The following is a 15,373-nucleotide window of genomic DNA, read 5'->3' as shown; positions in this document are numbered from 1 at the left end:
AATCTCATAAAATGAGGCTACCAATGATGAATTTCAACTGCTTTATATTCGAAGTACCGTATTAATAATACTCATCATGAAAAAGCGCCTACCTCATTGCTGAAATAGGCGCTTTATAGATAACTATCCTAAAAGCTTTGAGAGATAGTTAATAAGAATTAGCTGGCTTCTGCAACCATATAATCTACAGCGTTTTGGACTTCTTCGTCAGGAATGTCCGCGCCACCTTTGGCAGGCATCGCATTAAAACCGTTGATAGCATGAGTGTATAAGGTTTCTTTACCCTTTGCTATACGTGGTCCCCACGCACCAGCATCACCAAAGATAGGTGAACCCAGCAAACCTGCTGTGTGACAAGTCTGACATACCGCGTTATAGACAGCTTTACCATCACGAGGACCATCACCCGCTGATGGACCAGCAGCACGTGCTGTTACATCACAAACTTCATCGTCTTCAAAACAGATATTGGCAACAGGCTGAATACGAGCAATTAGATTCGGGTACAGCGCGATCAGTTTTTGGACTTGTGGCGTATCTTGCGGGATCGGCTCTTCGTCAGCGGCAGGTGCTACAGCGGCTGTTTCTTCGCCATCTGCTGCTGCCGTCTCTGCGCCGTCTGCTAGTGCAGCTTCGTCCGTAGTCGCAGCGCCATCTGTGGTATCTGCAGCAGCTATAGGCTCACCACCTAACGTTTGCGGCGCCTCTTCTACAGCATCTTGTCCTTCTGCTACATCAGACACAGATACAGGGGTGTCTACAATATCTTCAGCTTGGCTCACCGCGATACTAGCGATTCCTAGAATGGCAGCTGCCGATAACATAACTACTTTTCTCATTCGTCACGTTCTCTTATTACGTATACAAGGGCTGAGACGGCTCGGACATTCTGTCTGTCCTCCTTTGATGACCTCTAAGTCCTCAATAGCAGACAGCCATCCCGCGTGCCAGCGCACTTGTAATCGGTGATTATAAATATGAATTCTCCCCAACATTATAAGGGAAAAGGCAGGTAAATTGCCATGCTTGTTTAATGACTTGACTGTTTTTTCTCAAAAAACCTCAATCACAGCTGTCATTCATTGGCTTTATGCTTTTTATTTGTTAGACTAAGCGGTCTTTATTTATAGGCATCTTATGCTGGTTATCATGCTGATCTAAGCGTGACAATCTGGCATAACGTTATCATATGCGCTCGTAGCTCAGTTGGATAGAGTATCGGTCTCCGAAGCCGAGGGTCGTGGGTTCGATTCCCGCCGAGCGCACCATTATTTATAGCTTAAGTTTTATTCAAGTTTCGCCTCAAACATTATATTGTTTGAGGTTTTTTTGTGTCTATAATTTCCTTTAAAACCTTTATCTATAAAGCCTAGCTATTGTGTCTTCATCAACCCTTAAGAAGCAGTCTACTCTTTAATAACATAATCGCGATAAGTTTGTGGGCATGCACTCTACCCTTTAAAAATTGGTGACCACCTGCTCGGTGACCAAACGGTGACCATTTTGTGACCAAGGTTGTTGAAGGTCGGTGATGGTTATCGACTCCATTGTCGAGGTAGTTAATCGCTAACTTAGCAACCCATTTTCAATATACCTAGTTGCTCGCTTCACCTCATAGCTATCTGACTTTAATAAATTATCCCAAACATCTAAGCATAGACTCAGAGTAACATCATCCTCATCATCGACCGCTTCATCATATATTCTCTGCAATATTTTGGTTAATTTATCCATTTCACTGTAAACAATTTGTTTAGTTTCATCAGATAGACTGGCTGTAGCTATTTCAATAAATAACTGTAATAACATACTTTTAAAATCACTTAAACATAAAACATGGTTTTCTAAAGCGTAAAATAAATGGTATAGCTTTTTGTTCACTACTTGAGAGTTCATATATATATCAACTAGTTCTTCAGTAATACCTTTATTCCAAAAATTCTTTTCTCGAATACAAGATAGCAAATTTCCTCTTACTTTCTGTGAATCATCGTTAAGTAAGGACCTATATACTTCAACTAGTTTATGTTCTTGTTCTGCATAATCATCCGTGGTCAGAAGTTGAACTAAAACTTGAGCAACACCTAGCTTAACTGACTCATCAGCCATTAAAACAGAGAATATTTCTTTTGCAAATAAATCGTTAAAGAAGTAACGGGCGAAAATTTGTGTGCCAGCCTGCCTACGAACCTCTTCGTACTCAGAAGTAAGCATAAGTCTAACTAAATCTATATACTGATCTTTAAATTTATCTATGAAAGCTGAATTAAAAAAATTATAAGATTCATAAGCACAGCTCATTCTTAAGTCAGATTTACATAAATCTAGAAACCTTTGCAATGCATAATTTATGTCGTAATTTAAGAAAGGAGTCAATAATCTGACTGCTACTATTTTTACAGCTGGATGAGGATCATTTATAGCAGAGTCAATCAAACTCAGATTATCCCGTGCATACTCTTCATTATCCCAAAATATTTTGGCAATACCACCGTATGCAATCCCTCTATAACAGTTTATAGAATTTTGCATTAGACTCTCAGCAGTAGTGTGCTCAGCACCTTCTCCCTCTTGAGGGTCATATACATTGAGCTTGTTATTGTTCGGATTGGATGAGTGAAGAGCAATATCAATAAGCTTATCTAGCATATCAGGATGGTCTATAATCTTTGGAGTATCTGTTAATAATCTTGTCAGTGCTTGACTCTCATCAAAACCTTCAAAATGTCTAATAACTTTGTAACGAAGGTCTAATAGGCAAGGTTGCCAGCTTTCTTTAAAATCTTCCGCTAAATTAGATGAATTGTTATCTGCCAGTCCATAGTAAATATTCTCAATAAACTTCTCATTGATATTTTTTGGCAGTGTTAATGATAGTTTTGCGAACCTCTCAGGCTCATTTTTTACAGCTGTACTTAGACTATTAGAAAATGCGCGTATACTGGATTCTGTAATATTCCCCCTATCTAAAGGTTTCATCTTCCAAGTACTGAAACGTTCTTCGTTTGTGAGTATAAGCTTTGTCCATGCTCTATCAGATAATTTATTCGCTTGTGGTATAGGTGAAACAACTGCACCACCATATGAAGAATCATATGAATAAAAATAAGTATCGCTACAACCTTTAAATCTTCTTTGTAAAACATTATATAAGTCTATGGATTTTTTGCTGATACGATTATCATCAAGTTTATTAAGTAAGAAATATTGAGCTTCTCCCCAATAACTTGTCCAAAAGTTTCCAAATTTTCTTCTCATCTCCAACGCATACTCTATACTCTCAAGATCTTTACTAAGCCCGATACCTGATATTACAATTTCAAGGCAATTAAAAATCTCGTCCTCACAATATGGTGAAAATTTATCAATCAATTTTCCAGCCAGTACCCATCTCGGCTCTTCATAATCATTCCCACAAGCTAACCTAGTAGTCGGATTATCTAGGAGCCATTTAATAATTTGATCAGAATACCCAATGGGTAGATTGAGCAACAGATTTGCAATAATGTGCTCTACAACTGGATGCTTATTCGTTAAATATAACGTCAGTAAATTGAATAGCTCATCTGGTTTATCTGTATACTGTTTACCTGCTTCGAAAAAAATACCTAATACACCTCTTACTAAAGAATCTCTATGTTCATTAAATGAATGTCTTGCGCTGTAGAGCCATATTCTTGTATAAGAGCTTTCATTAATTGAGCTATTAATTATTTCGAAGACCTGAAGCATTAACTCTTTAAGAACATCGTAAGGCAGAGCTTCTGAGATACTTTCTAAGTCTTCGATTTGACCTTCTCTCCATACCTTTCGGTGTAGATGCTTAACCGACTCTTCAGACTCCTTTATATCCAGACTCGAGTCTGTTAATTCTTCTTTATAACCTTCTAAAATTAACTGTATTAAATCAATCGCCTTTCTCGGATAGCTTTTTGCTAACTCATTCCAATCAATGTAATTGACTGCACAACCTAGTTGTAAAAGCTTTTTGCGTACTTCAAACATCTTTTCTGAATCATTTTGAATGTTCCAGCTCAAAGCAGAATAGCATCTATTATTCCACTCCTCAGATATACCGATAAATGGCTCAATTTCTTTTAAAACAATATCAGGTGCTTTGTCAGCTATAGAGCTTAACAATCGAATAGCCAAACCAATTTCCGAGTCAGATCCATTCAGCCATCTGGAAATTATATTTTTTTCTGAAAGCACCGTAACTAGTTGTGAATGTCCAAAACAAGCATGGTCAATAAAAGGCTGACTTAACTCTTCATTATTTATAAGACTTGTAATCAAATTACGCATAGGCGTTTTAATAACTTTGATCTCGCCAACCATATTTATAGCTAAGTACTTGACATGGAAACGAATTTCGGAGCTATCAAACAATGCTGAAATATTTTCGCAAAACACTGATTGTCTGGATTGTGATAATAGTTTTAAGGCATATTTGATATGCTCTCTTCGTATTAGTGTTTGTTCAGACTTAGAGCCAATTTCTTTAAGAAAGTCGTCGCTTGACTGTCGAGCAATATCAAAAAGGCGTTTTCCCAAGTGGTAATCGAATAGTGCTTGATGCTGAAAGCTAACCTGATTACCTGTCTTATTAAAAATACCGACAGATATTATTGCCTCAAGAACATTGGGATTGTGACTGCATAAAGCGTTAATTGATATAGAAAACTGCATCTCTCGGCTTGCTTTTTCTATAAAGTCATCAATAATGGTGTTAGCCGAACTTAAATCATTTATAGCATTGTTTAGTTGCTTCAATCTATCAACCCAATACAAACTTATAAGGTCGCTTTTGCTGTTAAAATTGAGGCTGCCCTGATCATTCTTTATAAGCTGTATGTAAAAACTTAACCATATTGGAATTTTCAAAATAGTCTGCTTGACAGGTGATAACGAGTCATAATTTTCGTATGGTGAAAGTAATTTTTTAACTTCTACAACAGATAGCTCTTTTATTGTTATATGCGCTACTTTATTATTTAGACTTGAAATCCAACTTTGTAATTGAATATCTTCGTTTAAATCAAAGTCTCTACAAGCTAAAACTAGACTAATATCATAGTTATCTTTCCTTAGTTGAATCACTTGATACGCAATTTGTTGACAGACTTGTAAAGCACTGCTTGAGTGACTAGCTGTCCAACGTATGGCGTCTAATTGATCCAAAATAATAATAGCTTTTTTAGCGCCTGCAAACTTATTTAAGCTAAATACAGGTGAATGGCTAAAACCTAAATCATCTCCAAAAGCATCTGCATTTTTTTTAGGACGGTTTCGATCTAATCGTATTGGTAGACATATATGACCCTTCTTTTGCATCTCATCGCACAACTGCAATAGAAAAGCACTTTTACCCATACCCGCTTCTGCTTTAATCAAGGTAATTGGATAGTTATCTATTGAGTCAATACAATTTGCCATTTCAGAACGCTCAATTAAACTACCTTCAATTAAAAAGGGTGTAATTGAATCTCGAAAAGCCTGATTAACACGCTCTATAATAGGGAATAATCTTGTGTCGTTTTCATAAATTCTTTGGTTAAAACCTTGGCCTTTCATACTTTCGAGGAGCTGAAACGATGTAATTGATGAGCGTAAATTGTTATCAGTGGGATAATTTTTTAAGTAGTCAACTATGTTATTAGAGTTACTACTAAAATTCTTATCGATTTTTCCAATAATATTACGTTGAGATTCAGAGTTAGCAGGAAAAGCAATAACCTCAAAATTTTTCAAAAACTGAATAGCTTTTGCAATATCAATCTCTACATTAATGTTTAAACCTAACTTATGACACAAATCTTCAAATAACTTTCGACGTTTACCGCTCTGGTCAACCTGAAGTTCAATAAAATCTTGAGGATTAGATGTTGTATTTTTAGCGCTCAAACTTAGTTGGGATAGCTGAGTGAATGATAATGGAGATACGACTTTAAAGGTACAATCTGTTCTCTGTATTTGATTAAAGGCTTTTATCAATACACCCGAAATCTCTAGTGATGATAAGGTCCATACATCCGAATTATTGTGACTAGATTTACATTGATGAAACTCTCTAGATCCGTTTGATTTTTCAACAATCAAATCTACGCCTGTTTCATCTTCACCTAATGGCTCTACAGTTACGGAGGTTATCTCTTCCTCAACTAGTCTTAATAATTGCTCAGCAACCCAAAATTCTTCGTAGCTATTACCGAATTTATCTGCAAACCCACCACCTTCTAATGCCATAGCTGAACTACCTTCACTAATATCAGTATACTGAAAATAGTAGCATGAAAGAATGTTTAGAGAAGATAAATATAGAAATCCTTAATCAAAAAAACCAGAGAGCATTAGCAATCTGGTTATCAAGTACATTTCAAATTGTTACCTGCCCATTGTAAGCTGACCACCAGCAAAGCTAATACATGATTCGCAGAACCAAGATGATCGTTTTCTGATATAAGGTATATCCGCTGGTACATCAAGTTGATACGGCCGTCCACAGTACTCACAGTGCACATCATCTAAGTAAGCCTGACACTCTGCTAATACACCAAACAAAACATGATAATCAACACTATACTGTCTACAGAGCATTTCTATATGCTCTACATACCATCCATCATGCCCGTATGCCCAATAGTCTTCACATAGTTGTATGTCGGACTGATCTGCATTGGCGCTAAAAATAAGTTTTAAGCTCATGGTTATCTCCAAACCAAATAGTTGATAGTAATCACAACGAATAAGGAATCTCGTAATGATTCATAATGGCCAAAAATTTGGTTTCAAGATTCGTTAATGCATAATGATTTAGCACTAACCCCTCATTGAGCTCACGTTGGACCCATATCCTAACCGCTTCATCATTGTAGAAAAGGGGGTTAACCCCTAGCATTCTTGCTAACTGCGAGCCCTGTTGTATTTGCAGATTTACCATAAGCTTGGTAGATAGCGATATCGCTTCGGCGCTTAACCAGATTGAAGCATGCGGCGATTTAATAAAGGTGTTCATGTATAATCTCCTGTAGATTAATATTTCTTTCTGTTAGTCGTAATGACTCCCTACAGATTGAATTATACATATATTTTGAGCTGATGCAACTCAAAATAACCTTCTATAGAACTTTTTATTACTTAATAGAACATTTAACTCATTTGAGAAACTATATTGCTGCGTATTATTTGGTGTAATAACTGATAAGCGCAGCACTATCTTGAATTTTAAAAGGAGGAAAGTTTATTCTTCTTCCTTAACTAGCTCATAAAGGTCGCCCACTTCAATATCCAAATATAAGCATAGCTTTTCTACTACCTCTAGATCCACTCTGGTCGCTTCTTCGTTATACATACGTGTGATTGTGCCTCTGTTGACATCTGTATCTCTAGACACATCGGCAATCTTAAGTCTTTTTTCGCCCATAATTCTAGATAAATTACATTTCACCACAACCTCCTCCATAATAAAATAACCTACTGTAGATAAAAATGTCTTGCAAAAGATGATTTTTAGTGTAAATTATGTTCTATAGCAGGTCATAAAGCTATTAGATAATAACACTTTAATCTTTAGTAAGGATTTTACTATGAGTTATACCTATTTAACAACCGAAGAGCTGTCACAACGTATTAAATATGACAGCAAGACAATACGCAATCAACTTAAGGATGCGGTATTCATTGAGGGCGTTCATTACATCAAACCATTTGGAGGTAGAAAAATTCTTTTCATATGGCAAAAGATTGAAGAGTTAATGCTGACAGGCTACGACGATAACATTCCATTTGCAGCGGGAGCGTAATCATGGCGAGTATCAATAGCCGTAATGGCAACCTATATGTAGATTTCCGATACATAGGCCAACGTTGTAGAGAGCAAACCTTACTGGCAGACACTAAGCCTAATCGAAAGCGTCTAGAAAATTTCGTTAGTAAAATGCAAGCAGAGATTCAACTAGGTAGTTTTCGATATGAAAACTATTTTCCGCAGAGTAAAAAGCTTGAGCAGTTTCAAAGCTTAGAGCTCATGAGATCAACGAATAGCCATAAGGACTCAAGCTCAGGATTTGATTGCTTTAGCAGAGTTTGGTTAGAGGAAAAAAAACCGGAATGGCGGTGCTCTCAGATAACTAATGTAGAAAACATACTTAAGATTTATCTATTTCCCTATTTTGGCAATGTGCCACTAAATACCATTAACAAAGCTAAAATAATGGCTTTTCGGGGTAATCTAGTCAAGGAAGGAAATAGTGGACGACTTTTATCAGCATCTCGAATCAACCACATTATGACGCCATTACGTATGGTGATTACCGAAGCATCTGAGCGTTTTGATTTTGAGAACCCTTGGAAGAATATAAAGCCACTAAGTGTACCTAAAAGTAATGTTAGTCCTTTTACCTTAGAGGAAGTCATGCTCATCATTGACAACGTCAGAGTAGACTATAAGCCATATTTCACAGTACGGTTTTTTACAGGCATGCGGACAGGTGAAATTGACGGTTTACCGTGGAAAAATATTGACTTTGAACGTAGACAAATCGTTATTGATCAAGCAATTGTTGGAGGTGTTATAGGTGACACTAAAACTTCCAGCTCTAATCGTATTATCCACATGAATCAACTGGTTTACGATGCATTGATTGAGCAGCAGAGCTTGACTAAACATCGAAGTGAGTTTGTTTTTAGTACAAAAGCAGGTACTCCTTTGAGTCATCGCAATGTGACAAAGAGAGTTTGGTATCCGTTATTGCGATATCTAGAGCTTGATATACGTAATCCCTATCAAAGTAGACATACGGCTGCCACTCTTTGGCTTGCTGCAGGCGAGTCTCCTGAGTGGATTGCTGCGCAAATGGGTCATAGCAGCACTACAATGTTATTCACAGTGTATTCACGTTATGTGCCCAATCTAACTCGTCAGGATGGGAGTGCTTTAGATAAGCTACTGATAGAGCGAGGTATAATACAAAATCCATGAAAATACCTATGTTTAACAAAAAGACATCCAAATAGATGTCTTTTTTCGATTTTAATGCTGGATGCTTTACATTAATGAAGCTACAGTTATTTGAATGCCTTGTAACGGTAGCAGAATAATGGCTAGTAAAGATAGTAACTCTACAAATATTAAGGATTGGTTGAAGCTAAATCTCCTTGATTTCGCTAATGGCCATGATCTTGAAATATTACTTATCGAGCTAAAATTTTTAAAAGATACCTTACCTGAGCAATTTAGATCAGAATTGAAAGATGAGTATCGAACATTGTCTGAATGGATAAAAACATTAGATGTGGATAGTAATTTGACGAAGACGCATGAATTACAGATATACGAAAATGGAATTGCTCATAAAGTATTTTTAGAAAATATTAGAAAGCCTCATCTGCATTTAAAAGAGCTCTATCTAATTACCTTTTTAATCCATCGAGCAGACTCGTCTAAAATAAATACTATCCGTGCTGTCTACTTTTTTCTATGTTTAAGGATGGTTGAGTTAACTGACTATGATAGTCGAATTGAAACTACGCTCGATGAATGCAGATTTTTAACGAACAAAACTCGTGAATTTTTAGTTCCGTTTTTACCAGACGTCACTCAGTCGAAAAATCTGCAAGATATTAAAGAGCGTCTTATTCAAACGCAAGAAGATGATAACTACACTAGATGGCTAAATAGATCTCCAAAAACATTCGAATTAGAGGTGCGAAGATATAAGAATAAGCTATTAAGCGCAGGAGCTTCATTATTCTCTAGCGATGCTCAGTTTGAGATTAACGAACGTATAGCCAAATATCTGTATGAGTATATCCTACCACTCGAAAACTACTTTAAAAATGACTCAGGTATTACCCGAGTAACGACTGAGACTCATAAGATTATAACTATCTTACAAGATAAGGATGACATCACTGGTAATACCGTTAGCGATCTTACCTACATATCAGAAAATACTAGCGAAGAAAACGGATTTGAAGATCGAGAACGACAAGACGATGAAGAGCAATCATTTGAACAAGTCAGTTTCGAGCAGCCTACAAACTACTATTTAGATAAAATTAGAGCTGAACAACAAGTTAACTGTAGACATCAACGGACTTTAAGTCAGGTAACTGATGTAAATGTTGCACATGCTGATGAAATACAGGTTTTAGTCAAATACTTGCTGAGAAATCTGATGAGTTTAGATCTCAGAAGGATAAATGATAATGAGAACAGCGAAAAAAAACCTTCAAATATTGAATATGATCTGGACCATCAAGCTTCTTTGTATTTACTAATAGTTCTATTGACAGGTAGACCTCAATTATTAATATCCGAAGATTTAAAGAAGAGTTACCTGTGCTATCGGTATCCACTGGAATTCACACCTACTCGTAGTAAAGCTCAAGAAAGCTGGGACTCTAAACTATATGCAGAAAATAGTTCCATCCTTCATCTTATCTACCCTACCGTTATTGGTGATATACACTATTATCTATTACATGACATAAGCATAAAGGATCTAGAAGAAATTAGAAACAAGGCTAATGAAAATTTAAAAGCTCTAAATAAGAAAAGCAAAACTAGATTAACTATTAATAAAATTAAGAATTATTTAGAGCACTTCCTTATACACAGTGGACGAGATCACGCTTTAATCAATGTCCTAATTAGTAAACCAATACACCATTCTTCGGCACTTCCTTATTTCAATGTTAGCCAACTAGATTTATTCCTTTGCCAGGACGACTTTAATGAGCATTTGTATGAAATAACATTTGATAAGGTCAACGATGAATCAAAAAAAAATCAGGAATATCTATTTTTTAAATTACCTGATGATAGAGAAATAAATTACTGGGACAAACAGATAGGTAGTGTTTTAGCCGTACAAGAAGGCCGCTTAACATCTATAGTTAGCGATTTAATCACTCGGATCAATTCTTCATTGCTAGATAGGAATACCCTAAACTCTAGATCTATAGTTGACCTACATAATACCTTTACTGATTACTTATATATTTTGCTATCGGTTTCAAGTGGTTATCGTCCAGTGCGTGAACCTTTTGGTAGGCTTATAGATATAGATGTTAGAACCAAGAAATATTTCATCAGCGACAAGGAAAACCGCCAACATACTCGAGGTAGATATATTTATCTACCTGATATAGCAAATCATCAGATTGAGCAGTACATCAAGTATTTAAAGACAAATGTCTTTATTTTAAATAATCTAGATAATAGTCTATGCGATATTTATTCAAATATTCTTGCTAGCAATATTGGACTTATCAGTTATCTAAAGCTGGATGAAAAAACTAATACTATTACTGAAGTCAGTCTCACTCAAACATTTATTCAAGAAAGACTATCTAGGATTTTAGAGTTACCGTCAAACTGGCATCGTCATTTTATACGCTCATATAAAAGCCCAGAAGTTGGAATCTTTTCTGCTAAAAGCAGTTCATCATTATCTGATAGTTTTGGTCATGATGTTATTGGAGCTTGGATGGGGCATGCTGATGAACTTGGTTTCGATTACTACGATAAGCATAGTGGTCTTAAAAGAAGTGAGTTGCGCAGGTTTGCTTATGAGCTTAATAAAATACTTGAGTATAACGGCTTTAAAATTATCTATTTGGAGAATAATTAATGGCTCAGCGTAAATCAGGTATCAAGGAGCGTGCAGAGAATAGAAGCAAAGAAACCTTAAAGCGTAAAAACTTGTCTAAACGAATAGTTAGAGAGTCTATAGATTTTGACAAAATTATTGCATCAAATGATCCTCAAACAATATTTAATGCTATGTGGGAGCAGCTTGATAAAAGATTATTAGAAAACAAACATTTTCAGGGCTATCTTGGTTATGTAGAAGGATATAACGAAGCAGTAAAGTGCTGTCAAGATTATATTGAAAATAAGGACATTGATATTGGTTTTCCAAAGCTTATTGTTACCTCATACCGTCCAAAGTCTTTTAGAAATGAAGTAACCTTTTCTGAAAACCAACAAATATTAGATTTTTATTTGTATTGGATAGATGGTATAGCTAGCAAAGCTTATGAGCTTACTATCACAGATTTAATGCTATCGTTAATTTTCCATAGTGCTGTATTAAAAAAGCTAATATTACAAACGCTTATATCTCGCATCAGTGACAAATCATTAACTATAGAAAGCATATTTGAACTGCCTGTGACAACACTCATTATTGATGACGATAGCTACCATACTAACACTTACAACGATTCAACAGCTGTACATGAAGTAAAAGTCTTTTTATCGCCATTAACGAGCTATTTAATTAAGCTCTATAACAAAAAGGGCAAGACTAAAAAGGTATCGCTTAGTACTGATATTCATAAGCTATACCAAACATTGCAGATGACTAAATCTCTTAGTCAAAACCAACTATCTATGACTTTAAAGAAGTTTTTAATAGGTGCAGTCTATGTTTTAGAAGATTATCTATTTTTAGATCTGCCAGAACATACTTGGTATCTATTAATTGGTTGGGACTCTACCTATGGTCTGTCAACAGCCAATTGGCAGTCTCTAATCTTTAACATATCTCATGAGACCCTTGCCAATGTAACTACTAGCATTGAGTATCATAACGATGTCGTTGTAGAGCCTAGAAAAGCTAACCCTACTATCACTGTCGAGATTGCTAAGCTATTCAAAAAGAATAAAGATGAAAAAATCTCAATGACTACATTCTCAGCTGGCCTCAAACAGCTATATGAACGTTTATCCACGAGCGATGCTCCTTTAAGTGAGATCGCAATTGTAGGTTGGTTACTGACGAAAACAGTAACTTGCAAAAAAGTAAGTAGTGTTCAGACTTACAGCGGCACTATTACGAATCGTTGGTTATCTCTGACGCAGGGTGTTGCTCTTGAGGAGCACACTGAAGAGGATTATATTCAATTTTATAGCGAACTTATTGAACTTGGGAAGTCAAAAGACGCTAAGAATACTATTGCTACTCGTATTGATGAGATTCATGAATATTTAGTTAATCAACATAATATTGAACCTATTGCACCTCTTTCGTCTACCAAGAGAGCACATCATAGGACAGGTTATCTTTCAGAAACTATGTTTCAGGCTATTCTTAGCAGTGCTGACAATCTTGAAATGACTAAAGATGAGCTAGAAGCGGTAAAGCTCGCTCTGATTTTAGGTCAACGCTGTGGACTTAGAATAGGTGAGATAGTTAAGATTAGATTAAAAGATGTGGCTATAACTTCAGCTTATCTAGAGGTGCGTGACAACAAATATGGTAATAATAAAACGGGTTCTGCATTAAGACGGACGTTGTTAGAACAACTTTTGACAGATTCAGATATGTTGTTTTTTAGAAAAGTCGAGCTTATTCGTGGTGAGGGTAAAGGTGACACCTTAATCGCTAACCAAGCGGGTATGGCTTATCGTGCCAGTGATTTATCTAAAATTTTATCTCAGTTAATTAAAACTGTTACAGGACTTCCTCATCTTACGACTCATCATCTAAGACACAGCTTTTTGACTAATTTTCAATTAATGTCATTTATGTATGACCAAGCTAATAATTTTAAGGGACACAAATGTACTCAGGCTTTAAAAGACCTATTACCTTATGACGAAGAAAAGTCTTGTGAAATATTAGCTTATATTGAGACATCACTACAATACAAAAAAATCTATGCCTTAGCAGGGGTTGCTGGTCATGCCAGTCCTAGTACCACTTTTGAATCTTATGTTCATTTGACTGACATTCAGATTGGATTGTTACTTTGGCATATGGATTACCACCTAACGTCTAAACACCATGAATTAATAAGCATTCCTAGACGTTTGAAAAAGCAGTTAGCCGCTTCACCTGTTGCAGTTAATGACTATCTGCTTAACAAGCTCAAACTTAAACCACTGCCTAAACCAAAACATAGTAAACGACTAAAGAGAGCAGATAAAAAATCTACAAAGCCAAAAAGATACTCATTCGATGAAGTTCGTCAGATTCTAGAGGTACATAATAGAGAGGAAGATTTCAAGGAAAAAATGGATGTTTATAAACTTGATCAAAATACTTTTGAAATGTGGCTTGAGAATGCTAGACGGCTCAGAAACGATTCTGCGTTTAAAACCACACACGGTAATTCCAGATTGTTTGCCTCTGATGATAACAGGAGTTTATTACCAGTTCTCGATAGGTATGCTGAAGACAACCACATGCTCATGCAGATGACCAATAAATTTCGTGACTTATATAAGATAAAAGACAATCGAGAACCTATGCTTCAGTTTGTAGGGCTTACGCTTACGAACTCTCAATACTACAAAAATCATATTAGTTTTAATGAAGCTCTGGATCTATATAGTTATATACAAATACTGAGACAACTAGTCTTAAAGAAGAATATTAATTTAAAAATATACCATTATGCACAAGCTAAAGATGACGATAAAAAGGAATGGCAACCTGTAATGAAATTACTTGCCTCATCTCAAATAAAAAATTGTAATGTAGCAGATAAATTGAACGGCAACGTATACAAAAAGAAGATCCGTGCTGAATTATCACTATCTAGCCAAACTGAGCAGACTAGGCTTAATAATAGAGAGAAATCAAATCTCCCAATCAAGCAATGGACCGTTAGAACTTTACAAATTTTCTGTCATTACGCTTTCATTATGATAGGGCAAAGAATTAATTTAGGAGATCACAAGCCATGAATCTGTCAGCAAAGTCTATCAGCATTAACAATAGCACTAAAATTAGTCTTCATCCGTTGGCTAGCCAACTAAATAAGCTAATAGTGAAAGCCTACTTAATTGGTGGTCAAGAAGCCTATATTAAATCTATGCATACTAAGTTTGATTGTTATAACAGTGTACCTATTCATAATGTATCGTTAGTGAATAATGATGTGAATGAGTATTTACTCATTGGTGGTTGTTTTTTACCTGTATTTAACCTAAAAGATCTTAATAACAACAACACTATTTTCTTAAGTTATAAAACCTCTAAAAAAGACTCTAAGCCTGAGCATAAGAAACAAGTTAAGAAAGAATTTGATCAGGATGTGATTGACTTTATATACATGGACTTTATCCGAGCAATATCAATACTCTCGTTAGCTAAACCTGGGCTTATGTATCCAAGTCTTAAAACAATAACGCAAGAGTATAAAAGTCAGATATGGAGTGAAATATTCAATAGGGAATCAAAAACCCCAAAAGATTACATTTTATTAAATAACGTCGCCGATCTGCTTGATACAACACGTGGCACATTGAATAGTCATACTAAACTAAAGAAGTAGCGGTTAGTTCTTTCCGCTATGCCTGATTAGAAACAGAGCTATCTCACTAAGCTTAGAGTAACAAGCTAGACAACCTTAATCC

Annotated in this window: 9 protein-coding genes and 1 tRNA gene; 6 read left to right on the top strand and 4 right to left on the bottom strand. The window is 35.8% G+C overall.

Going from position 1 to position 15,373, the window contains the following annotated elements:
* Window positions 1-158 precede the first annotated feature (158 nt).
* Window positions 159-824, bottom strand: a complete 666-nt coding sequence (locus tag AC5JPT_RS12005) for a c-type cytochrome (RefSeq protein WP_443526831.1) — start codon at window positions 822-824, stop codon at window positions 159-161.
* A gap of 367 nt (window positions 825-1,191) precedes the next feature.
* On the opposite strand from AC5JPT_RS12005, the gene AC5JPT_RS12000 reads away from it, so the two are divergent.
* Window positions 1,192-1,268 (top strand) — tRNA-Arg (locus tag AC5JPT_RS12000).
* A gap of 298 nt (window positions 1,269-1,566) precedes the next feature.
* On the opposite strand, the gene AC5JPT_RS11995 is transcribed toward AC5JPT_RS12000, so the two are convergent.
* The 3 genes from AC5JPT_RS11995 to AC5JPT_RS11985 all read right to left on the bottom strand — a co-directional run bounded on the left by AC5JPT_RS11995 (window position 1,567) and on the right by AC5JPT_RS11985 (window position 7,462).
* Complete coding sequence (locus tag AC5JPT_RS11995) at window positions 1,567-6,246, bottom strand: NACHT domain-containing protein (RefSeq protein ID WP_493858245.1); 4,680 nt, start codon at window positions 6,244-6,246, stop codon at window positions 1,567-1,569.
* 490 nt (window positions 6,247-6,736) lie between these two features.
* On the bottom strand, window positions 6,737-7,015 hold the full coding sequence (locus tag AC5JPT_RS11990) for a hypothetical protein (protein WP_371532712.1): 279 nt from the start codon (window positions 7,013-7,015) through the stop codon (window positions 6,737-6,739).
* 225 nt (window positions 7,016-7,240) lie between these two features.
* Window positions 7,241-7,462 carry a helix-turn-helix domain-containing protein gene (locus AC5JPT_RS11985; protein ID WP_371532713.1) on the bottom strand — a complete coding sequence of 74 codons (222 nt, stop codon included), beginning with the start codon at window positions 7,460-7,462 and terminating at the stop codon, window positions 7,241-7,243.
* Window positions 7,463-7,586: 124 nt separating this feature from the next.
* On the opposite strand from AC5JPT_RS11985, the gene AC5JPT_RS11980 reads away from it, so the two are divergent.
* The 5 genes from AC5JPT_RS11980 (at window position 7,587) to AC5JPT_RS11960 (ending at window position 15,291) form a co-directional block, all read left to right on the top strand.
* Window positions 7,587-7,802, top strand: a complete 216-nt coding sequence (locus AC5JPT_RS11980) for a hypothetical protein (protein ID WP_021813684.1) — start codon at window positions 7,587-7,589, stop codon at window positions 7,800-7,802.
* 2 nt (window positions 7,803-7,804) lie between these two features.
* Entirely contained in the window at window positions 7,805-8,980 is a 1,176-nt protein-coding gene (locus tag AC5JPT_RS11975) for an Arm DNA-binding domain-containing protein (protein WP_371532758.1), read from the top strand.
* 118 nt (window positions 8,981-9,098) lie between these two features.
* Complete coding sequence (locus AC5JPT_RS11970; RefSeq protein WP_371532714.1) at window positions 9,099-11,636, top strand: hypothetical protein; 2,538 nt, start codon at window positions 9,099-9,101, stop codon at window positions 11,634-11,636.
* Complete coding sequence (locus tag AC5JPT_RS11965) at window positions 11,636-14,701, top strand: tyrosine-type recombinase/integrase (RefSeq protein ID WP_443526827.1); 3,066 nt, start codon at window positions 11,636-11,638, stop codon at window positions 14,699-14,701. The genes AC5JPT_RS11970 and AC5JPT_RS11965 overlap by 1 nt, the downstream gene beginning before the upstream one ends.
* Window positions 14,698-15,291: a hypothetical protein gene (locus AC5JPT_RS11960; RefSeq protein ID WP_290176785.1), complete on the top strand. Its 594-nt coding sequence runs from the start codon at window positions 14,698-14,700 to the stop codon at window positions 15,289-15,291. The genes AC5JPT_RS11965 and AC5JPT_RS11960 overlap by 4 nt, the downstream gene beginning before the upstream one ends.
* Window positions 15,292-15,373 lie beyond the last annotated feature (82 nt).

The sequence above is a fragment of the Psychrobacter sp. H26 genome (assembly GCF_059073035.1).
Note: the sequence above shows the minus strand (reverse complement) of the source record. Positions and strands in the feature narration are given on the sequence as shown.